The organism is Pseudomonas sp. PS02302 (assembly GCF_029959585.1).
In the GTDB taxonomy this organism is placed as follows: domain Bacteria; phylum Pseudomonadota; class Gammaproteobacteria; order Pseudomonadales; family Pseudomonadaceae; genus Chryseomonas; species Chryseomonas aestiva.
Genome location: NZ_JASCON010000038.1, coordinates 14,063 through 35,097, shown reverse-complemented (window position 1 = coordinate 35,097; position 21,035 = coordinate 14,063). Strand labels below are relative to the sequence as shown.

At 66.9% G+C, this 21,035-nt stretch carries 18 protein-coding genes and 2 pseudogenes; 13 read left to right on the top strand and 7 right to left on the bottom strand.

From position 1 onward, the window contains the following. The first annotated feature begins 139 nt into the window (after positions 1-139). Entirely contained in the window at positions 140-1,186 is a 1,047-nt protein-coding gene (locus QMX82_RS14270; RefSeq protein ID WP_442969392.1) for an alpha/beta fold hydrolase, read from the top strand. Positions 1,187-1,195: 9 nt separating this feature from the next. Here QMX82_RS14270 and QMX82_RS14265 read toward each other — a convergent pair whose 3' ends face one another. Beyond that, on the bottom strand, positions 1,196-1,696 hold the full coding sequence (locus QMX82_RS14265) for a GNAT family N-acetyltransferase (protein ID WP_282284654.1): 501 nt from the start codon (positions 1,694-1,696) through the stop codon (positions 1,196-1,198). A 180-nt stretch (positions 1,697-1,876) separates the two neighbouring features. Between QMX82_RS14265 and QMX82_RS14260 the strand changes: the two genes are divergently transcribed. Next, positions 1,877-2,437, top strand: coding sequence for a carboxymuconolactone decarboxylase family protein (locus QMX82_RS14260; protein ID WP_208693929.1), 561 nt, complete (start codon positions 1,877-1,879; stop codon positions 2,435-2,437). Positions 2,438-2,450: 13 nt separating this feature from the next. Here QMX82_RS14260 and QMX82_RS14255 read toward each other — a convergent pair whose 3' ends face one another. After that, entirely contained in the window at positions 2,451-3,620 is a 1,170-nt protein-coding gene (locus QMX82_RS14255; protein WP_282284649.1) for an MFS transporter, read from the bottom strand. Between the two features lie 96 nt (positions 3,621-3,716). On the opposite strand from QMX82_RS14255, the gene QMX82_RS14250 reads away from it, so the two are divergent. The 4 genes and pseudogenes from QMX82_RS14250 to QMX82_RS26045 all read left to right on the top strand — a co-directional run bounded on the left by QMX82_RS14250 (position 3,717) and on the right by QMX82_RS26045 (position 8,304). After that, positions 3,717-4,610: a LysR family transcriptional regulator gene (locus tag QMX82_RS14250; protein ID WP_282284646.1), complete on the top strand. Its 894-nt coding sequence runs from the start codon at positions 3,717-3,719 to the stop codon at positions 4,608-4,610. A gap of 184 nt (positions 4,611-4,794) precedes the next feature. Next, positions 4,795-6,207: a sugar porter family MFS transporter gene (locus QMX82_RS14245; RefSeq protein WP_282284643.1), complete on the top strand. Its 1,413-nt coding sequence runs from the start codon at positions 4,795-4,797 to the stop codon at positions 6,205-6,207. Positions 6,208-6,360: 153 nt separating this feature from the next. Beyond that, positions 6,361-7,449: pseudogene (locus tag QMX82_RS26050) on the top strand (cache domain-containing protein); the annotation flags it as partial. A gap of 87 nt (positions 7,450-7,536) precedes the next feature. Next, entirely contained in the window at positions 7,537-8,304 is a 768-nt protein-coding gene (locus QMX82_RS26045; RefSeq protein ID WP_410003716.1) for a methyl-accepting chemotaxis protein, read from the top strand. A 1,390-nt stretch (positions 8,305-9,694) separates the two neighbouring features. Here QMX82_RS26045 and QMX82_RS14235 read toward each other — a convergent pair. Beyond that, positions 9,695-11,131 carry a dihydrolipoyl dehydrogenase gene (locus QMX82_RS14235; protein ID WP_282284639.1) on the bottom strand — a complete coding sequence of 479 codons (1,437 nt, stop codon included), beginning with the start codon at positions 11,129-11,131 and terminating at the stop codon, positions 9,695-9,697. Positions 11,132-11,365: 234 nt separating this feature from the next. Between QMX82_RS14235 and QMX82_RS14230 the strand changes: the two genes are divergently transcribed. Then, positions 11,366-11,887: a hypothetical protein gene (locus QMX82_RS14230; RefSeq protein ID WP_208693923.1), complete on the top strand. Its 522-nt coding sequence runs from the start codon at positions 11,366-11,368 to the stop codon at positions 11,885-11,887. Between the two features lie 351 nt (positions 11,888-12,238). Further along, a complete protein-coding gene (locus QMX82_RS14225; RefSeq protein ID WP_133861401.1) occupies positions 12,239-13,291 on the top strand; it encodes an acyltransferase family protein in 1,053 nt (350 codons plus the stop codon). 19 nt (positions 13,292-13,310) lie between these two features. Here QMX82_RS14225 and crcB read toward each other — a convergent pair whose 3' ends face one another. After that, positions 13,311-13,688 carry a fluoride efflux transporter CrcB gene (gene crcB, locus QMX82_RS14220; protein ID WP_133861402.1) on the bottom strand — a complete coding sequence of 126 codons (378 nt, stop codon included), beginning with the start codon at positions 13,686-13,688 and terminating at the stop codon, positions 13,311-13,313. A gap of 12 nt (positions 13,689-13,700) precedes the next feature. Then, positions 13,701-14,870 (bottom strand): Na+/H+ antiporter NhaA, encoded by a 1,170-nt coding sequence (gene nhaA / locus QMX82_RS14215; RefSeq protein ID WP_282284630.1) that lies wholly within the window; start codon positions 14,868-14,870, stop codon positions 13,701-13,703. 257 nt (positions 14,871-15,127) lie between these two features. On the opposite strand from nhaA, the gene QMX82_RS14210 reads away from it, so the two are divergent. Continuing rightward, positions 15,128-16,285 carry an HPP family protein gene (locus tag QMX82_RS14210; RefSeq protein WP_282284628.1) on the top strand — a complete coding sequence of 386 codons (1,158 nt, stop codon included), beginning with the start codon at positions 15,128-15,130 and terminating at the stop codon, positions 16,283-16,285. A 3-nt stretch (positions 16,286-16,288) separates the two neighbouring features. On the opposite strand, the gene QMX82_RS14205 is transcribed toward QMX82_RS14210, so the two are convergent. After that, entirely contained in the window at positions 16,289-17,914 is a 1,626-nt protein-coding gene (locus QMX82_RS14205) for a methyl-accepting chemotaxis protein (protein ID WP_282284625.1), read from the bottom strand. A gap of 157 nt (positions 17,915-18,071) precedes the next feature. Here QMX82_RS14205 and QMX82_RS14200 point away from each other — a divergent pair, with 157 nt between their 5' ends. The 4 genes and pseudogenes from QMX82_RS14200 to QMX82_RS14185 all read left to right on the top strand — a co-directional run bounded on the left by QMX82_RS14200 (position 18,072) and on the right by QMX82_RS14185 (position 20,505). Further along, positions 18,072-18,503 carry a DUF4398 domain-containing protein gene (locus QMX82_RS14200; protein WP_133861405.1) on the top strand — a complete coding sequence of 144 codons (432 nt, stop codon included), beginning with the start codon at positions 18,072-18,074 and terminating at the stop codon, positions 18,501-18,503. 29 nt (positions 18,504-18,532) lie between these two features. Then, a pseudogene (locus QMX82_RS14195) lies at positions 18,533-18,916 on the top strand (DUF4398 domain-containing protein); the annotation flags it as partial. Between the two features lie 105 nt (positions 18,917-19,021). Beyond that, positions 19,022-20,029, top strand: coding sequence for a zinc-dependent alcohol dehydrogenase family protein (locus QMX82_RS14190; protein WP_208693918.1), 1,008 nt, complete (start codon positions 19,022-19,024; stop codon positions 20,027-20,029). 83 nt (positions 20,030-20,112) lie between these two features. After that, complete coding sequence (locus tag QMX82_RS14185; protein ID WP_208693917.1) at positions 20,113-20,505, top strand: response regulator; 393 nt, start codon at positions 20,113-20,115, stop codon at positions 20,503-20,505. On the opposite strand, the gene QMX82_RS14180 is transcribed toward QMX82_RS14185, so the two are convergent. Continuing rightward, positions 20,502-20,885 (bottom strand): response regulator, encoded by a 384-nt coding sequence (locus tag QMX82_RS14180; protein WP_208693916.1) that lies wholly within the window; start codon positions 20,883-20,885, stop codon positions 20,502-20,504. The two genes, QMX82_RS14185 and QMX82_RS14180, sit on opposite strands and share 4 nt — an antisense overlap. Between the last annotated feature and the right edge of the window lie 150 nt (positions 20,886-21,035).

Genomic DNA, 21,035 nt, shown 5'->3' with positions numbered 1-21,035 from the left:
GTGGCCAGGCGCCTGAGTTGTCAGCGGCGCGGTTAGGACTTATACCTTTCGATTCATCATTATTTTAATAAGAAACGGAAAGGCCTCAATGAACAGCATTCTCACCGTGCGACGCGCCACGGCCACCCTGTACTCGGTCATGACCTTCCTGTTGCTGCTGACTACCCTGGGCGTCAAGGCGGACGAGCCACCCAAGCCGGTCGAAGGCGACTTCGTGGTGCCGCGCTTCACCTTCCATACCGGTCAAACCCTCGACGACTTCCGCCTGCACTACCTGACGCTGGGCAAGCGCGGCAATCCCGTGGTCCTGGTGCTGCACGGCACCGGCCAGCAGGCGGCGGCGATGCTGAGCAAGGATGTCGGCGGCCAGTTGTTCGGTCCGGGCCAGCCGCTGGATGCGAGCAAGTTCTTTATCGTGATTCCGGATGCGATCGGCACCGGTAGCTCGACCAAGCCGTCGGATGGCCTGCGCGCCGCCTTTCCCCATTACAACTATGCCGACATGGTGCAGGCGCACTACCTGCTGCTGACCCAGGGGCTGGGGATAGAGCACCTGCGGCTGATCATCGGCAATTCGATGGGGGGCATGCAGACCTGGCTGTGGGGCGGCCTGCACCCCGGCTTCGCCGATGGCCTGGTGCCCATGGCGGCGCAGCCGACGGAGATGGCCGGCCGCAACTGGATCATGAGGCGCATGCTGGTGGAATCCATCAGGCAGGACCCGGCCTGGAACCAGGGCAACTACCAGTCCCAGCCGCCGTCCCTGCGCCTGGCCAAGACGATGTTCGAATTCGCCACCAGTGGCGGCACCCTGAACTACCAGGAGATCGCCGGCACCCATGCCCAGGCGGATGCGCTGGTCGACAAGCGCCTGGCGGCCTCGGTGGCCGTCGACGCCAATGACTTCATCTACCAGTGGGACTCCTCGGCCGACTACAACGCCGAGCCGGGACTGAGCAAGATCAAGGTGCCGGTGCTGGCCATCAACGCCGCGGATGACGAGCGCAACCCACCGGAAACCGGCCTCATGCAGGCAGCGCTCAAGCAGGTGCCGAGTGCCCGCTATCTGCTGATTCCGGGCAGCGCCGACACGCGCGGGCACGGTACCACCGGGTTGGCCAGGCTCTATGCGGCGGAGCTGGCGCAATTCGTCGCTAAGCTGCCCAGCGTCCCTGCCGGGCGCTAGGGCCCTGGCCTAGCGCGGGGTCGTTTCTTCCTGGTAGATCCGCAATCCACGCGCCTGGTAGTTGGCCAGGGCCGCCGGGTGATCCAGGGTGCAGGTGTGTACCCAGACGCGCTCGGTGCCCGCCCAGTCCCAGGCGCAGCGGAGGGCGTGACTCAGCAGCGGACCGCCGAAGCCGAGCCCCATGAAGGCGCCGGCCAGGCCGAAATAGCGGATCTCCACGTTGCGGCCATCCGGGCGGTACAGCTCGTAGTAACCGGCGATGGCGCCGCGGTGATAGGCGACCCAGGTGCGATGCCCCTCCTGCTCCACCAGTTCGCGCCACTGCGCCTCGCTCCAGCTGTCGAGATCGCTCCAGTCCCAGGCCTGGCCGACCAGGGCATAGAGAAAGCGGTTGAGTTCGGGTTGCGGCACCTCGCACTCGACGATCTGCAGGTCAGGCCGTGGCGGCTTCTCGCGCAACTCGGCCGAAGACGTCATTTCAAGGTAGAAGGTGGTGCAGGTCCGGTCCATCGCCAAGACTCCCTGGAAAAGGTCAGCGCCGATTGTGACCAGACCCGGGGGTAGGCTGCCAGTCTGATTGCGACCCTTGGCAAGGCTGTTCGAGCGCGGCAGCGCGACCTTGCCCTGGGGGCCCGAGGTGGTATTGGATGAGCCAACCGAGCTATCCGCTCCCTTTCGAGGATCACTGCCATGCCCATTTCGTCGCGCCTGACGCCCCTGTCCGACCAGAACACCACGCCAGAACAGCAGCGGGTGCTGGACGACATCCAGAGCGGCCCGCGGGGCAATCTCGATGGTCCTTTCCTGGCCTGGGTACACAGCCCGGCGCTGGCCGATCATGCCCAGCGGCTGGGCGCCTTCTGCCGCTATGGCACCCGGCTGGACCTGCGTCTCACGGAGCTGGCGATCCTCACCACCGCGGCCTGGTGGCGCTCCCAGGCGGAATGGCAGATCCATGAACCCATCGCCCGGCAGGCGGGCCTGACGGAGGCCGTGATCGAGGCGCTCAGGCTAGGCAGCGTGCCGACCTTCGAAACGCCCGCGGAGACCTGTGTCCATGCCATCGGCGTCGCGCTCTACGATACTCGGCGGATTCCCGAGGATCTCTATCAGCAGGGGGTCGCGCTGTTCGGTGAAGCGGGAATGGTCGAACTGGTGGGCGTCTATGGCTACTACAGCCTGGTGGCCATGACCCTCAATGCCTTCGCGGTGGATCGGGGCGGCGATACGCCCCGCCCCTTCGCCGAGTGACGCCGACGCGGCCCTAGGCGGCCACCGCCGCAGCGCTGGCCCGACCGCGCCAGGCCAGGACCAGGGCCATCGCCAGGCCCAGGGCGGCCATGCCGGCGCCGGCCAGGGAGATCGCCGGATAGCCGAGACCGGCGTCGATCACCGCGCCGCCCAGGGCCGCGCCAAGAGCATTGCCCAGGTTGAAGGCGCCGATATTGACCGCCGAGGCCAGGTTGGGGGCGTCCTTGGCGGCTTCCATCACGCGCATCTGCAGCGGCGGCACCAGGGCGAAGCTGGCGATGCCCCAGACGAGGATGGCCACCGCGGCCGCCAGCGGCCAGCGCATCAGCACGCTGAAGGCCAGCAGCACCACGATGAGCACGCCCAGGGAGGCGATCAGGGTGCGGTCGATGGATTTGTCCGCCGCCTTGCCACCCCAGAGATTGCCCAGGGTCAGGCCGACGCCGAACAGCACCAGCATGGCGGTGATGAAGGCGGTGGAGCCATGGGTCTCGCGGGCGAGGATGGGCGCGATATAGGTGAAGACGGTGAACATGGCGCCCGAGCCGACCACGGTCAGCCCCAGGGCGGCCAGCACCGGCGGGCGACCCAGCACGCGGATCTCGGCCAGCACCCCGTCGCTCGGTGGCAGGGCCACGTTGGGCAGGGCGAACCAGAGCGCGGCCATGGTCAGCAGGCCGAGACCGGCGATGCCCCAGAAGGCCTGGCGCCAACCGAGCAGTTCGCCGAACCAGGTGGCCAGGGGCACGCCGCCGATGGTGGCGAGGGTCAGGCCCAGGAACATGGCGGCGACCGCCCCGGCGCGCTTGTCCGGGGCGACCACGCTGGCCGCCACCAGGGCGCCGACGCCAAAGAAGGCGCCATGGTTGAGCGAGGTCACCACCCGGGCGATCAGCAGGCTGGTGTAGTCGGTGGCCAGCGCCGACATCAGGTTGCCCAGGGTGAAGATGGCCATCAGGCCGATCAGCAGATGACGGCGCGGAATGCGGCCGGTGGTCAGGGTCATCAGCGGCGCGCCGATCAGCACGCCCAGGGCATAGGCGCTGATCAGGAGGCCCGCGGCCGGGATGGAGACGCCAAGATCGGCGGCGATGCCGGGCAGCATGCCCATGGGCGCGAATTCGGTGACGCCGATGCCGAAGGCACCGGTGGCCAGGGCCAGCAGGGGTGGATTGATACGCATGGGAAGGACTCCTTATCTATGCGGTGAATGCTAAGCTCATCATTCGAGCGCCGGTAGACGGCGGTTTTGGCATGCACCTTTGCCCTGGAGTCACAAGTGGATCTCAATGGTCGCTCGGGAGAGATGGCGGTGTTCGCCCAGGTGGTGGCGGCCGGCAGCCTGTCCGCCGCCGCCAGGGCCCTGCACCTGACGCCTTCGGCGGTGAGTCGCTCCATCGCCCGCACCGAGCAGCGCCTCGGCACGCGGCTGCTGTTGCGCACCACCCGGGCCATCACCCTCACGGCCGAGGGCGCGGCCTATCTGCGCGCGGCGCGGCGCATCCTGGCGGACCTGGCCGAGGTGGAAGACGCCATCGCCGACCAGGGCGTGCCCAGAGGACGACTGAGGGTCAGCGCCGCCCTCGGTCATGGCCGCATGACCCTGGTGCCGCTGGTGGCGGCCTTCAGCACGCGCTATCCGGATATCGTCGTGGACCTGGCGCTGGGCGACGAGGTGGTGGACATCCTCGCCGGCCAGGCCGACGTGGCGATCCGCTTCGGCCAGTTGGCCGACAGCCCCCTCAGCGCCCGCCCCATCGGCGTCACCGGGCAGGTGGTGGTGGCCTCGCCCGCCTATCTCGCCCGCCACGGCACGCCCCAGGTGCCGGAAGACCTGCTCGACCACAACTGCCTGAGATTCAACTTCCGCCGCGCCCTGCCCGACTGGCCCTTCGTCCGTGACGGCCAGGCCTTCGCCCTGAAGATCAGCGGCAACATCGAATGCAACAGCGGCGAGGCCCTGGCCCTGCTCGCCCGCGAAGGCGCCGGCATCGCCCGCATCGGCGAATTCAGCGTGGCCGAGGACCTGCGCAGCGGCGCCCTGGTGCCGCTGCTGGAAGCCTGGAATCCGGGCGATCTGGAGCCCATCCACGCGGTCTTCGTCGGCGGCTCGACCATGCCGGCGCGGGTCCGGGTGTTCGTGGATTTCCTGGTGGAGCGGCTGGGCAGCTGAAGGTGCGCGGCGCGCCCGGCCGGCCCACCTCGGGAACTCCAGCCGGCATCCCTGCCCTAACCCCCCACGCCCGCATCCATGGCGCCCCTTCGCTGACTCGCAACGCTCCAATCGTTCGCTTCGCTGGCCTGAGGGCGCCCCGTTCGCCGGTCCCCCTCGTGTCTTGCCAGGATCCCGCTCTGCCATGTCCGCTTCCGCTTCCCCCGCCGTCGACCCCGACCAGAAGGCCTCGGCCCGTCGGCTGATCTTCATTACCGTGCTGGTCGCCACCATGGGCGCCCTGGCCTTCGGCTACGACACCGGCATCATCGCCGGCGCCCTGCCCTTCATGACCCTGCCCCCCGACCAGGGCGGCCTGGGCCTCAACGCCTACACCGAGGGCCTGGTCACCGCCGCCCTGATCGTCGGCGCGGCCTTCGGCTCGCTGGCGGCGGGTTATCTCGCCGATCGCTACGGCCGCCGCACCACCCTGCGCCTGCTGTCGATCCTCTTCGTCGTCGGCGCCCTGGGTACCGCGGTGGCGCCCTCGGTGGAACTGATGGTGGTCGCGCGCTTCGTGCTCGGCCTGGCGGTGGGTGGCGGCTCGGCCACGGTGCCGGTGTTCATCGCCGAGATCGCCGGGCCCAAGCGCCGCGGTCGCCTGGTGAGTCGCAACGAGCTGATGATCGTCAGCGGCCAGCTGCTGGCCTATGTGCTCAGCGCCCTGCTCGCCTGGCTGGTACACGACAACGGCATCTGGCGCTACATGCTGGCCATCGCCATGGTGCCGGGCATCCTGCTGTTCGCCGGTACCTTCCTGCTGCCCACCTCGCCGCGCTGGCTGGCGGCCAAGGGCCGGATCGAAGAAGCCGAAGCCGTGCTGGAACGCCTGCGCGACACCCCCGAGGAGGTCGAGCGCGAGGTCCAGGAGATGCGCGAGAGCGAGGAGCAGGCCAGGCATCGCCCGCCACTGCGCGAACTGCTCGGCCAGGGCTGGGTGGTCAAGTTGCTGTTGCTGGGCATCGGTCTGGGCTTCGTCGCCCAGTTCACCGGGGTCAACGCCTTCATGTACTACACCCCGATCATCCTCAAGAGCACCGGCATGGGCACCAGCGCGGCCCTCACCGCCACCATCGGCAACGGCGTGGTCTCGGTGATCGCCACCCTGCTCGGCATCTGGGCCATCGGCCGCGCCGGACGGCGCACCCTGCTGCTGATCGGCCTGGTGATCGTGGTCGTGGCGCAACTGGCGCTGGGCAGCGTGCTGCTGTGGCTGCCGCAGAATCTTACCCAGAGCTACCTGGCGCTGGCCTGCATCCTGGTGTTCCTGCTGTTCATGCAGATGTGCATCGCGCCGGTCTACTGGCTGCTGATGTCCGAACTGTTTCCCAACCAGGTCCGTGGCCTGCTGACCGGGGTGGCGGTGGCCGTGCAATGGCTGTGCAACGCCACCGTGGCCTTCAGCTTTCCGGTGGCTCTGGAAGCCATCGGCAACTACACCTTCTATGTATTCGCCGCCATCAACCTGGGCTCGCTATTGTTCGTCTATTTCTGCCTGCCGGAAACGCGCGGCAAGACCTTGGAAGAAATCGAACGCCATCTGAAGAAAGAGCTATAGCGGGTCGTTAGCCGACCGATCGGCGATTTTCCGGCTTGCTGCGGACCAAATGGAATAATTTTTCATTCCGTATCAAGTCGGACTTATCCAAGCCGATGCAGAGTGAAGGCATGTTGCCGTCACTCTTCGCGCAGCGCGCGACCGGGGCTTTCGATGAATATCAAACAAAAACTCACCTCGCTTTTCGCGGTAACCGCCTGCCTCCCGGTGATCCTGGTGGCGGGCGTGGTCATCATGAACGTGCGCAGCCAGGCCACCGGCGACTTCCTCGACGGCAGCGGGCGCGAAATCCGCCAGATCGATCGCAACATCCAGCAGTTCTTTGCCGGCATCCAGCAGAACGTCGACTTCCTCGCCAAGGAGCCGAACATCCTCGCCCTGGAAGGCCTGAAGAACTACAGCGGCGCCGATGCCGCCCAGATCCCGCAACCGGAAGCCGGCCAGCAGGCGCTGAGCTATTTCACCCGCTTCGCCAAGACCCACCCCACCACCGCCTACCTGTCGGTGGGCCTGGCCGATGGCGGCTACATCAGCTGGCCGGACGACGCCAAGCTGGCCAACTACGATCCGCGCGTGCGCCCCTGGTACCAGGCGGCCATGAACAATCCGGGCAAGGTGGTGCGTACCCCGGCCTACTACTGGGCGACCGATGACGTCTCCCTGATGGGCGTGGTGCGGACCATGGAAGACGCCAGCGGCAAGGTCCGCGGCGTGGTGGGCCTGGACATCTCGCTCAAGCAGCTCACCGACCTGGTCAAGAGCATCACCCTGGGCCAGAGCGGCTACCTGCTGCTGGTGGAAGACAACGGCAATGTGCTGGTCGACCCCCGCGATCCCAAGCACAACTTCAAGCAGCTCAAGGAGCTGGGCGACGCCTACCAGACCCTCAGCGGCATCCAGAGCGGGCTGGGTGAGGTCAATCTCAACGGCACCGACTACATGGTCAACGTCTATCAGGCCAAGGATCTCGGCTGGAAATTCATCGGCCTGATCGAGCGCAGCGAAGTCATGGGCAAGGCCACCGCCCTGACCTGGCAGATCGCTGGCATCACTGCGGTACTGGCATTGCTGTTCGCCGTGCTCGGCGCGGCCTTTGCCGGCATGATCGTGCGGCCGATCCGCGGCGTCTCCGCCGGCCTGGAATCCATCGCCCAGGGCGAAGGCGACCTGACCAAGAGCCTGAACGTGCAGGGCAAGGACGAAACCGCTGCCCTGGCGGGCTGGTTCAACCAGTTCCTTGCCAGCATCCGCCAGCTGGTGCAACGCATCGGCCAGGCCTCCAACGATCTGCAGCAGGCTTCGCAGACCACCACCCAGGCGGCGGCCAGCATGAACGAGGTGGCCGGTCGCCAGCGCGAAGCCGTGGAGCTGGTCTCCACCGCCTTCAACGAGATGGTCGCCACCTCCAACGAGGTCGCGCGCTCCTGCAGCCAGGCCGCGGCCTCCGCCGACGCCGGTCATCACAAGGTGCAGGAAGGCTACGGCCAGATCGAGAAGGCCACCGGCAACGTCAACCGCCTCAGCGGCAGCCTGGCCCAGTCGGCCCAGGCCATGGCGGTGCTGGAGCAGGACAGCCACAACATCAACACCATCCTCGACACCATCCGCGGCATCGCCGAACAGACCAACCTGCTGGCGCTCAACGCCGCCATCGAAGCGGCGCGGGCCGGCGAGCAGGGGCGCGGCTTCGCCGTGGTGGCCGACGAGGTGCGGGCCCTGGCCAAGCGCACCGCCGACTCCACCGGCGAGATCGACGGCCTGCTAGGCAGTCTGGCGCGGCGCACCCAGGAGGTCACCCGCCAGATCGAGACCAGCCTGGAGCTGTCGCAGACCAGCGTGACCTCCATCAGCGAGGCGCGCGGCAGTTTCGAAGGCATCCGCCAGTCGGTGGACGAGATCCGCGACCAGGCCCTGCAGATCGCCGCGGCGGCCGAGGAACAGCATCAGGTGGCCGAGGACATCAACCGTCACATCGCCCAGATCCACGACGACGCCCAGCAGGTGGAAGGCCTGGCCCAGTCCACCACCCGCGACTCCTCGCGCCTGTCGCAACTGTCGGGCGAACTGGATGGCCTGGTGCGGCGCTTCCGCGCCTGATGGTTGCCTGGAGGTAGCAGAAGCTCCGCGGGTGATTCCGGCGGGGCTTTTTGTTGGGCGGGATTTCGGTGGTGCCTGGATAAGGCTGCGCCGTTATCCACCCTACAGACGTTGAACCTATCCACTGCGCCGAACAGCCCCCTCTCCCCCTGGGAGAGGGCTGGGGTGAGGGTGCCTTGAGCAAGCTCGTAGCGTGAAAAACGGCGCAGCCTTTTCCACTGCCAGGATCGGGCACCCCCGTTGGACTTCGCTGCGCTCAACTCAGCCCACGACGCTGGTGATAACAGAAACCCCGCGGGTGATCTTGGCGGTTTTTTTTGTTGGGCGGGATTTCGGTGGCGCGTGGATAAGGCTGCGCCGTTATCCACCCTACGGACGTTGAACCTACCCACTGCGCCGAACAGCCCCCTCTCCCCCTGGGAGAGGGCTGGGGTGAGGGTGCCTTGAGCAAGCTCGTAGCGTGGAAAACGGCGCAGCCTTTTCCACTGCCGGATCGGACACTCCGTTGGGCTTCGCTGCGCTCAACCCAACCTACGGTGCTGGTGGTAGCAGAAGCCCCGCGGGTGATTCCGGCGGGGCTTTTTGTTGGGCGGGATTTGGGTGGCGCCTGGATAAGGCTGCGCCGTTATCCACCCTACGGACGTTGAACCTATCCACTGCGCCGAACAGCCCCCTATCCCCGTGGGAGAGGGCTGGGGCGAGGGTGCCTCTAGCAAAACCGTAGCGTGGAAAACGGCGCAGCCTTTTCCACTGCCGGATCGGACACTCCGTTGGGCTTCGCGGCGCTCAACTCAGCCCACGACGCTGGTGATAACAGAAACCCCGCGGGTGATCTTGGCGGTTTTTTTTGTTGGGCGGGATTTCGGTGGCGCGTGGATAAGGCTGCACCGTTATCCACCCTACGGACGTTGAACCTACCCACTGCGCCGAACAGCCCCCTCTCCCCCTGGGAGAGGGCTGGGGTGAGGGTGCCTCTAGCAAAACCGTAGCGTGGAAAACGGCGCAGCCTTTTCCACTGCCGGATCGGACACTCCGTTGGGCTTCGCTGCGCTCAACCCAACCTACGGTGCTGGTGGTAGCAGAAGCCCCGCGGGTGATTCCGGCGGGGCTTTTTGTTGGGCGGGATTTCGGTGGCGCGTGGATAAGGCTGTACCGCTATCCACCCTACGGACGTTGCACCTACCCACTGCGCCGATCAGCCCCCTCTCCCCCTGGGAGAGGGCTGGGGTGAGGGTACCTCTAGCAAAACCGTAGCGTGGAAAACGGCGCAGCCTTTTCCACTGCCGGATCGGACACTCCGTTGGGCTTCGCTGCGCTCAACCCAGCCTACGGTGCTGCACCTCGTAGGTTGGGCTGAGACGGCCCTATCGTCGAAGCCCAACACCTCCCCTCAAGCCCCGGACGGCAAGCCCTGGTCACGATCGCCACGCAGGTCGCGGTGGGCGGCCTGGCAGATCTCGCGCAGGCCGCTCTTGAGGCCTTCTTCGAGGGTGGGGTGGTAGAAGGGCATGTCGAGCAGCGAGCTGGCGGTTTCGCCATGGATCAGCGCCAGCACCAGCAGGTGGCCGATATGGTCCATGCCCGGCCCGACCATGGCGGCGCCGGTCAACTTGCCGGTGCCCGGCTCGGCATAGAAACGGGCGAGGCCCTGGTTGCGCGCCTCGACCCGGGCACGGCCCTGGTCGTGGTAGGAAGAGGTGCCGATCAGACTGCCTTCGGCGGGCGGACTGCCCAGCACGGCCACCGGCGGATCGGTGAAGATCAGCGAAAACAGCGGCGATCTCGGGGTAGGCCGCACCTCGGGATAGCAGGCGGCATTGTGCCCGGCGATGGCGCCTTCGTCGGAGGCCTCATGGAGGATCGGTCGGTCGTGGTCGGCATCACCGGCGATGAAGATCGACGAAGCGCCGCACTGCAGCGTCTCGGGGTCGTAGACCGGGGTGCCATGGTCGTCCAGCTGGATGCCGGTGGTTTCCAGACCCAGGCCCTTGAGTCGTGGCGGTCGCCCGGCGGCCACCAGCACGTAGTCGAAAACGCCCTCGCCGCTCGCCGCGCCGGACCAGGACAGCCGCACGCCCTCGCCTTCGCGACGGGCATCCACCTCGACGTCCAGCAGCAAGGTCAGGTCCTGTTCCAGGATCTTGCGCAACTCGGCCTTGACCTCCAGGTCCTCGAGCGCGCCCAGGCCATCGTCCTGACCGAACAGGGTGACGGCCACGCCCAGACGAGCCATGGCCTGGGCCAGTTCCAGGCCCACCGGACCGGTGCCGATCACCGCCAGGGAGCGCGGCAGATCGGGCAGCTCGAAGATCGTCTCGTTGGTCAGCGCCCGCTCGCCCAGCGCGGCGAAGGGTTCCGGCACCAGGGGATAGGAGCCGGTGGCGATGACCACGCTGCGGGCGCTTATAGTCTTACCATTGCTAAGCTGCAGGCGATCCGCCGCTACGAAGCGCGCCGTGGCCTGCTGGGCCACGCCCGCAGGCAACGTGGCGAAACCCTTTTTGGTGGCGGCGACGAAATGATCGCGCTCGCGGCGTACCCGGGCCATGACAGCCGCGCCATCGACGCTGACGCTACCTACTTCGATACCGAAGGTAGCGGCGCGCTGGACCGCATGATGGGCTTCGCTGGCAACGATCAGCAGCTTGGAGGGCATGCAGCCCACGGCGGCACAGGTAGTCCCGGCCCAGCGATCGTCGATCAGCAGGGTCCGCGCGCCCTGGCGCCGGGCGGCGCGTTCGGCGGCAAGGCCGGCGGTTCCGGCGCCGATCACGGCGACATCGCAGTCGAGATCGGCAGAGCTGGAAGGGGCTGCGGGATCACTCATCTCATCACCTGACGTTGCGAAGGATTAACCCGACTCGCGCCAGGGCTCCAGCAAGGGACCCCAAGCGCAGCGTTGAGGTTGCATTCCCAAGGCGTGACCCACTTCGACAAAAAACCGACAATTCTTGTCAGGACCGTCAAATTCCATGCCACTCGTCACCTTATACTGGCCAACTGGAACCATTGAGGGTGTCCTATCCTCAATTAGCCAACTTAAATGGACGCAGGCACTCACATGGAACGTGACATCAGCAAGATTCCGCTCATCAACGATTGGTCCTACCTGATCGCCCTGGAAACCGGCCTGTTCACCCGTGGCGAACTCAGCGGCGTGGTACTCAAGGCCCTCAACGACCAGGCCCGTCTGCTCTCCCGTCGCTACCTGGTGCAGAAGTCCAAGCTGGACGTGCGCAAGCTGTCGCCGGCCGAGACCGAGATCCTCGATACCCTCAGCGACACCGCCGCCAGTCTGAGACGCCGCCAGCGGCTGCCGCACAACATCGTCAAGAGCCTCAGAGCCGGCGGCCTGATCGCCGCGGTCGAGCGCAGCGTCTGCGCCTCGGGCATCCTGCAGTGCCACAACGGCTTCTACGAAGACGGCCTGGAGCCGGGCGCCTTCGAACAGATCGTCATGCGCCATCCGCATGAATTCGGCGATCACGCCCGCCAGAGCGCCGCCCTCTATTTCGCCCAGGAACCCTTCGCCTTGGAACAGGCGCAAGACGTGCACGAACAGCCGCTGCAGGCCAGCGCCTGATGAGCGAGGCGTACGCAACGACCGGGGCGGCCGGGAGGCCCCAGACCCCGATCGCCTGCGCGCGCCTCGCCGCCCCCGTTCCTTCTTGCAGTACCGCTTTTCCGGAGTCCTGGCGCATGACGCCCGCTTTCGCGCCGCTCAGCCCCCCATAGCGCCCCTGCCCTCGCCGGCCGACCGATCGCGCTGATCGCGTCGGCGGTCGCCCTTTCGTTGGCGGTCCAGCCGGCAGCGGCCTTTGCCTGCGCGCGTCTCACGACGGGCGTTTCCGCCGATGCCGTCTGCGTCGCTGTCCGCCTGGAGTTCGCTCCCGGGCGGCGGCCGCGGCATGGGCCACGGCTGCGAGGAGCAGACATGACCACCGCTCACGTCCCCCACGGACGCAACAACTTCGATTTCCTGAGATTCGCCGCGGCGTCCACCGTGGTGATCGGCCATGGCTTCTGGCTCTCGGGACACATCGGCGCCGAGCCGATCCTCAATTTCACCGGCTTCACCGACGCGGCCAACATCGCCGTCTATGTGTTCTTCGTGATCAGCGGCTTCCTGATCACGGCGTCCTTCCAGCGCAGTCGCAATCCCCTGGACTTCATCCTCAAGCGCGCCTTGCGGATCTTTCCGGCGCTGATCGTCTCGGTGCTGTTCTCGGTGCTGGTGGTGGGCTGGCTCGCCACCAGTCGCGAGACGAGCGCCTACTTCAGCGATCGCCAGACCCTGGGCTTCTTCAAGAACATCCTGCTGATGACCCGCTTCGAGCTGCCCGGCGTCTTCACCGGCAATCCCTTTCCGGACACGGTGAACGGCAGCTACTGGACCCTGCCCTACGAGGTGTTCATGTACCTGTCGCTGCTGATCATCGGGGTACTGGGGCTGCTGACCCGCTCGGTGGTCATGGCCACCCTGGTGGTGCTGGTGCTGGGCAACTTCCTGCTGCTGCCGCAGATGGGCGTCGCCAGTTTCGTGCTGCACAAGGTGTTCAGCCTGGGCATGTTCTTTTTCGCCGGCGCCTTGCTGCAACTCGCGGGACCGCGCATCCCCTGGCGCCTGGATATCGCCCTGGCGCTCTGCCTGCTGTCGCTGGCGGCCATCGTCTGGCACATCCTGCCGGTGATCCACCTGGTGTCGCTGGCCTATGTGATCATCTACCTGGCCCAGGTGCAGGTACCGGTGCTGCACGGCTTCGGCCGCTTCGGCGACTATTCCTACGGCCTCTACCTGTTCAACTTCCCGGTCCAGCAACTGCTCATGCACTGGTTTCCCGACAGCTTCTCGCTGCCCGTCTTCCTGCTGGTGAGCTACGTCCTGACCCTGGGTTTCGCGGTGCTCTCCTGGCACCTGATCGAGGCGCCGGCGCTGAGATTCAAGCCGCGGCGGCAGCCCCCGACCGCGCCCGTGGCACCGGCCTGAGTCCGGGTGGCCGGTCGCTTCAGCCGAGGCGACCGGCCAGGGCGAAACCGGCCAGGGTCAGCAGCAGCGACCCCAGCACATGGACGGTCACGGTGAGCGCCGCCCAGCCCAGGCGGCCGCTCTGCAGCAGCCCCACCACCTCGGCGGAAAAGGTCGAGAAGGTGGTGAAGCCGCCGCAGAAGCCGGTCACCAGCAGCAGCTTCCACTGGGGGTCCACGCCTGGATAGCGGGAGAAGAAGCCCAGGGCGAGGCCGATCACGAAGCCACCGAGCAGATTGACCAGCAGCGTGCCCATGGGCAGCAGCGGAAACAGCGCATTGAGACGCAGGCCAACCCACCAGCGGCAGGCGCTGCCCACGGCCCCGCCAACCATCACCGCGAACAGCGCATAGGGCATCTCAGACTCCTCTCAACGACGGCGGGCGGCCAGGAGCAGGACGGCGATGCCGGCCAGGGCCGACAGCAGCGACCCCAGCAGCACGCCGATCTTGACCTCGTCGACCAGGAAGGGCGCCCCCGGAAAGGCCAGGGCGCCAATGAACAGACTCATGGTAAAGCCAATGCCGCAGAGCAGCGCCACGCCATAGAGCTGCAGCCAGCTGGCGCCTTCCGGCAGCCGCGCCAGACCGCTGCGGATGGCCAGCACCGCCATGAGGGAGATGCCGATCTGCTTGCCGAGAAACAGCCCCAGGGTCACGCCCAGGGGAACCGGATCCAGCAGGTTGGCGGGCGACATCCCGGCCAGGGACACCCCGGCATTGGCGAAGCCGAACAGGGGCACGATCAGGAAGGCCACCCAGGGGTGCAGCGCGGACTCCAGCTTGAGCAGCGGCGAGGCATCGTCGGCCTCGGTATCGCCCAGCGGAATGAACAGCGCCAGGATCACCCCGGCCAGCGTCGCATGGATACCCGAGCGCAGCATGCAGAACCACAGCAGCGCCCCGACCAGCAGATAGGGCAGCAGGGCGGTGACCTTGAAGCGATTGAGCAGGAACAGCACAGCCACCAGACCGGCCGCGGCCAGCAGCATGGTGGTGGAGAGGTCGCTGGTATAGAACAGCGCGATGATCAGCACGGCGCCGAGGTCATCGAGGATCGCCAGCGCCGAGAGAAACACCTTGAGCGATGCCGGCACCCGCGAACCCAGCAGCGACAGCACACCGAGGGCGAAGGCGATGTCGGTGGCGGCCGGAATCGCCCAGCCGGCGAGGGTCTGGGGATCGTGGCGATTGACCAGGGCATAGAGCAGCGCCGGCACCAGCATGCCACCCAGGGCGGCGAGCCCCGGCAGGGCGCGATCGCCCCAGCTGGCGAGTTGACCGACCGCCATCTCGCGCTTGATCTCCAGCCCCACCAGCAGGAAGAAGATGGCCATCAGGCCGTCGTTGATCCAGTGACCGAGCGAAAGGCCACCCACATACCAGTGCAGACTGGCGAAATAGCCGTCGGCCAAGGGCGAGTTGGCGACGATGAGGGCGACGGCCGCGGCGACCATCAACACGACACCACCGGCCGCTTCGGCGGCGCAGAAACGATTGAGATAGGCCAGGGCCTTGGCAGGGGATAGCGGGGATGACATGGGCAGCCGTACTCCGCGCGGCGGCCCGACCTGCGCTCGATTCAACCTGTCCTACCGCGAGGTTGCGGCGACACCCAGCCGATAATCCTACTACGGCAACCCGGGTGGTCGCAGCAGAAAATCGCTCCGGGACCGCGGTCGCCCTGGGTCGCCGCCCGGCCGCTTGCGGTGGTTGCCCGCGGTCCTCGCCCACCTTGTCAGGGCTCCGTACAGAGAGGACCATCGGCGACCTCGTTCGACCCAGCAGCTGCTCGCCCATGTCCCAGCAACCCCCTGCACCCGCCCTCCTCGCCCGTCTGCTCCAGGGCCTGCGCGCCTTCTGGCCAGCGCCCTTGCCCATCGACGGTCGCGAGCGCCTGCGCGCCAGCCTGGGCGCCGGCCTCGGCATCCTGCTCGCCGCACTGCTGGCGGCCTGGTGGCTGGAGGGCCAGCCGGTGCATCAGCACGGCGCCCTGGCGCTGGCCCTGGTGGCACCGCTGGGCGCCAGCGCCGTGCTGGTGTTCGCCCTGCCCTCCAGTCCGCTGGCGCAGCCCTGGTCGGTGGTGGGCGGCAACACCCTGTCGGCGCTGATCGGCATCGCCTGCGCGCTGTGGATTCCCGAAGCCAACCTGGCCGCCGCGCTGGCGGTCGCCCTGGCCATCGCCGCCATGTTCACCCTGCGCTGCCTGCATCCGCCGGGCGGTGCCTCGGCGCTGCTGATGGTGCTCATCGGCGCCCAGGACTTCAGCTATGCCTGGAGTCCGGTGGCGCTGGATTCGCTGCTGCTGGTGAGTGCCGGCCTGCTCTACAACAACCTGACGCGGCGCCCCTGGCCCCATGTGCCACGCCCGGCCGAGCCGAGCGGCGAGACGCGCCTGCAGCGCGCCGACCTGGACGCCGTGCTGGCGCGCTACAACCAGGTGCTGGACATCAGCCGCGACGACCTCGCCGAATTGCTCGAACAGGTGGAGGCACGTGCCTACCAGCGCAAGATGGGCGAATTGCGCTGCGCCGACGTCATGAGCCACGAACCGGTGACAGCCCGCGCCGAGATGCCGCTGCAGGAGGCCTGGGCGCTGATGCGCGCCCGCCGCATCAAGGCGCTGCCGGTGGTGGATCGCCAGGGCCATCTGCTGGGCATCGTCACCGTCGCCGACTTCATGCGGCAGATCGATCTGGACGTCCACGAAGGCCTCGGCTGGCGCCTGCGCTCGCTGGTCCGGCCGAAGGCCCGCCAGGACGAAAACAGCGTCGGCCGCATCATGACCCGCACCGTGCGGGTGGCCAGCGCCGACCGCCTGCTGATCGACCTGGTGCCGGTGTTTTCCGAGAACGGCCACCGCCACATCCCCATCATCGACGGCTCGCGCCGCCTGGTGGGCATCATCACCCAGTCGGATCTGATCCGAGCGCTGTACCGGGCGGTGCGGGCCTAGGGCTCACACCTGGAAGCGATTCACCAGCCCCTGCAGGTCCACCGCCAGCCGCGACAGCTCCTGGCTGGCGGCGTTGGTCTGGCGGGCACCGTCGGCGGACTGGATGGCGAGATCGCGGATGTTGACCAGGTTGCGATCCACTTCCCGGGCTACCTGCGCCTGCTCTTCGGCCGCGCTGGCGATCACCAGGTTGCGCTCGTACATCTCGCCGATGCGGCTGTTGATCTCGTCCAGCGCCACCCCCGCCGTTTCCGCCAGGGCACGCGTGGCCTGGGCCCGCTGACTACTGCTGTGCATGGAGCCCAGGGCCTGACTGGCACCGCTGCGCATGCCGGAGACCATCTGTTCGATTTCCAGGGTGGACTGCTGGGTACGGCTGGCCAGGGCGCGCACCTCGTCGGCGACCACGGCGAAACCGCGACCGGCCTCGCCCGCCCGCGCCGCCTCGATGGCCGCATTGAGCGCCAGCAGGTTGGTCTGTTCGGCGATGGCGCGAATGACGTCAAGCACCTTGCCGATGTCCTGGGACTGCTCGGCGAGCCGCTGGACCAGCGTCCCGGTGGCGGACACCTCGTCGGACAGGGCGGCGATGGCGCCCAGGGTGTCGGCGACCCGGGTCTGACCCTGCTGCGCGGCCTGGCTGGAGGCCCGCGAGGCTTCGGAGGTGGAGACGGCGTTGCGCGCCACCTCGTCCACCGCGGTGCTCATCTCGGTGACGGCCGTGGCCGCCTGTTCAATCTCGTCGTTCTGTCGCTGCAGGCCCTGGCCAGCGGCCTCGGTGACCGCGTTGAGCTCTTCGGCAGCGGTCGCCAGCTGGGTGGAGGAGCCGGCGATACGCGAGAGGGTCTCGCGCAGTTGCGCCTGCATCTGCTGCAGGGCGCGCTGCAATTCGCTCACCTCGTCGCGGCCTTGCACGGCCAGGGTCTGGGTCAGGTCGCCCTGGGCGACACGGCGGGCGGCCAGCAGCGCCTCGCGCAGCGGTCCGACGATGCTGCGGGTCAGCAGCCAGGCCATCAGCACCGTGGCCAGGGCGGCCAGGGCGATCACCGCGATGACGATCAGCCGTGAGGCGGCGTAACGATCCGCCGAGAGCTTGCCGTCGCGTTCGATGCCCTCGGCATAGAAGTCGCCCAACTCGCCCAGCTGCTTGCCGGTGCCGTCCACCACCGGCTTCATGTCCACCAGCGTCAGCTTGTTGAGCGCGGCGGTATCGCCACGGCGGGCCAGGGCGAAAGCTGCTGTCATGCCCTGCTGATAGGTGGCGAAGTCACGCTTGAAGAGGTCCCAGCGCTGGTGTTCCTCGGGGGTATCGACAAGCACCTCATAGGCCTTGATGCCGTCCATGAGTACCTTGTTGCGTGCCTCGTACTGACCGACGTAGGTATCGATGTTGCGCGGGTCCGAATCCAGCGCCAGGCGCAGGGAAATGGTCCGGATGCGCAGCATGTTTTCGCGAATGGCGTCTACCGCGCGGATGCTAGGCACCCAGTCGCGCTCCGTCACCACCTGGCGCTCGCGGATACCCGCCATCTGCGCCAGGGAAAACAGCCCGAGAAACGCCACCATCAGGGCAATCAGGCCGAAGCCCAGGGCGGCTCGGGGCGCGATGTTGCAGTTGCGTAACAGCATGAAAGTCTCCGTGGCCTCTGGCCCTGTTGTTATCAGACAACAGATATCGGCCGCCACCCCCGGGCCTTGAGCACAGCGGTCGCAGCGAACCTCGCCGCATTTTCGCCGTCTCAAAGGCACTGTCGCCCATTCCGGGCGACCTGCCAGGAATGTTCGGATGAAAACCGGTCCCTCTCGCGCCTCCCCGTTCTCCGCGCCTCGTGCGCTGCTCGCCAGCCTGGTCCTGGGCGGCGGTCTGCTGCTCGCGGGCTGCGCCGGCAACCCGCCGACTGCGCAGATGGCCGTGACCCAGTCGGCCGTCAACGAAGCCGTGAGCGGCGGCGGCAACCAGTTCGCCCCGATCGAGACCAAGTCGGCCCAGGACAAGTGGACCCAGGCCCAGACCGCCCTCTCCAACGAGAAGTACGACGAAGCCAAGCAACTGGCCGAGCAGGCCGAGTGGGATGCCCGTCTGGCGACCCGCAAGACCCAGGCCGCCAAGGCCCAGGCAGCGCTGCAGGATGCCCAGAACAGCATCCAGCAGATCCGTGAGGAAGGTCAGATCAACCTCCAGCTGCAACAGAATCTACAGAAAAAGGTGCAGCAGTAAGGCTGCCCGCTCTCTTGAAGGACGAAACCATGCGTAAACGTTTTCTGCTCCCGCTGATGTCGGCGCTGACCCTGACCCTGGCCGCCTGCGCCACCCCGCCCAACCCCAATCTGGAAAAGGCGCGCAACGACTACGCCGCCCTTGAATCCCAGCCCCAGGCCACCCAGCTGGCGGCCCTGGAAACCAAGGATGCCGGTACCTGGCTGGCCAAGACCGACAAGGCCTACAAGGACGGTGAGAACGAGCGCACCGTCGACCAGCTGGCCTACCTGACCCAGCAACGCATCCAGACCGCCATGCAGACCATCAAGCTGCGCATGGCCGAGGCCGAGCTGAAGAAGGTCGACGCCCAGCGCGGCGAAACCCGCCTGAACACCCGCACCCAGCAGCTGCAGCAACTGCAGAAGGCGATCAAGTAAGGTCTAGGGCGCAGGATCCTTTCGGGAATCCTGCGCCCCCTGCCGTGGTCCTCTACTGACCCGCGAGCGTCCTGCTCGCCACAGTCCGGAGGATCTCTCATGCACGCCATACGCCTACGCAAACCCGGTGGTCTGGACCAGCTGGAAGCCTGCGAACTGCCCGATCCCGGGCAACCGGGAGCTGGCGAGATCCGGGTGCGGATCAAGGCCAGCTCGCTGAATTTCCACGACCTGGGCGTGGTGCTGGGCAAGATGCCGACGGCCGATGGGCGCATTCCGATGTCCGACGGTGCCGGCGTGGTCGAGGCCGTGGGCGCGGAGGTCAGCGAGTTCGCCGTGGGCGATCATGTGGTCTCGACCTTCTTTCCCCACTGGCTGGATGGCGAGCCGCCCATCGATGACTTTTCCACGACCCCTGGCGATGGTGTCGACGGCTTCGCCTGCGAGGTGGTAGTACGCCCGGCCACGGCCTTCACCCGGGCGCCCAAGGGCTACAGCCATGCCGAGGCGGCGACCCTGACCACCGCCGGACTCACCGCCTGGCGCGCCCTGGTGGTGGACGGCGGCCTCAAGGCCGGCGACAGCGTGCTGGTCATGGGGACCGGCGGGGTGTCGATCTTCGCCCTGCAGATGGCCAAGGCCATGGGCGCCACGGTGATCGCCACCTCCTCCTCGGACGAGAAGCTGCAGCGCGCCTATGCCCTGGGCGCCGATCACCTGATCAATTACCGCGACGAACCGGAATGGGGTGCCAAGGTACAGGCCATCACCGGCGGCCGTGGCGTCGACATCGTGGTGGAGGTGGGCGGTCCGGCGACCCTGGCGCAGTCGATCCAGGCCGCGCGTATCCACGGTCACCTGGCGCTGATCGGCGTGCTCACCGGCGTCGAGGGGCAGGTCCCCACGGCCAATCTGATGCGCCGCCACCAGCGCCTGCAAGGGCTGATCGTCGGCAGCCGCCGCCAGCAGCAGGAGATGATCCAGGCGCTGGAAGGCAACGGCATTAAGCCGGTCATCGATCGCAGTTATCCGCTAGACGAGATCGCCGCGGCCTTCGCCTTCCAGAAGGACGGCAGCCACTTCGGCAAGATCGTCCTGGAGTTCTGACAATGGTCAGACGAAAGCCGGACTAACGTCGGCAGGGCTCTGCTAGACTTCCGAGATCGTCTCAGTGCGTTCCGGAAGTCTCGATGACCTCGCCTGATCCCCGCCCCTATCTCGTCGTCATCGAAGACAACAGCCTGCTCGCCGAGCTGCTGAGCACCCATCTCGAAGACCGTCTGAGCTGGACCTGCCTGCAGTTCGAAACTGCCGACGATGCCCTGGTGCACCTGCTCCAGCAGCAGGAGGCCCCCGGGCTGGTGATCACCGATCACCTGATGCCCGGCCAGCTGCGCGGCGGCGAACTGGCGGAAATGCTCCTCCAGCGCTGGCCCGCGTTGCCCCTGGTCATCACCTCGGGCTATGGCTACGAGATCACCACGGCATTGCCCGACCAAGTGGTCTTCCTGCAGAAGCCCTGGACGCTCGATGAGGTGGATTCGGCGGTGCGCCTGGCGCAAGTGCGGCAGGCGGGGAATTAGAGACCGAGCTGGCCGCAGGCGCTGAGCAACTGGTCGATGGTCCAGGGCTTGGGCAGAAACAGCGCCCGGTCTTCGCGTTCGGCGTACTGCTGGCCGGTATAGCCGGACGACACCAGGATCGGCAACTGCGGAAAACGTTGGCGGACCTGTTTGGCCAGGGCGAGACCATCCAGCCGACCGGGCATGCGCACGTCGGTGAACAGGAGATCGGGCGGCAGGGGATCGGCTTCAAGCCAGCCCCAGGCGGCGTCGGCGGTGTCGAAGGACTGGACGGCATAGCCCTCCATTTCGAACACCTCGGTTGCCAGCGATCTCAGCACCGGATCGTCTTCGACGACCAGCACGGTGGTAACGGCTGGGGAAACTTCTACATCGGTCATGGCAACGCTACTTCATTAGTACGACTAAATAGACCGAAATTATTCGAATTGGATCACAACCCTCGGATGGACGGCTGGCCGCTTGATACCGGCACTTGTCTGATGCCGTAACGGCTACTTAATTCCCTGCCTGTCGGAAAAAGGTGCTGG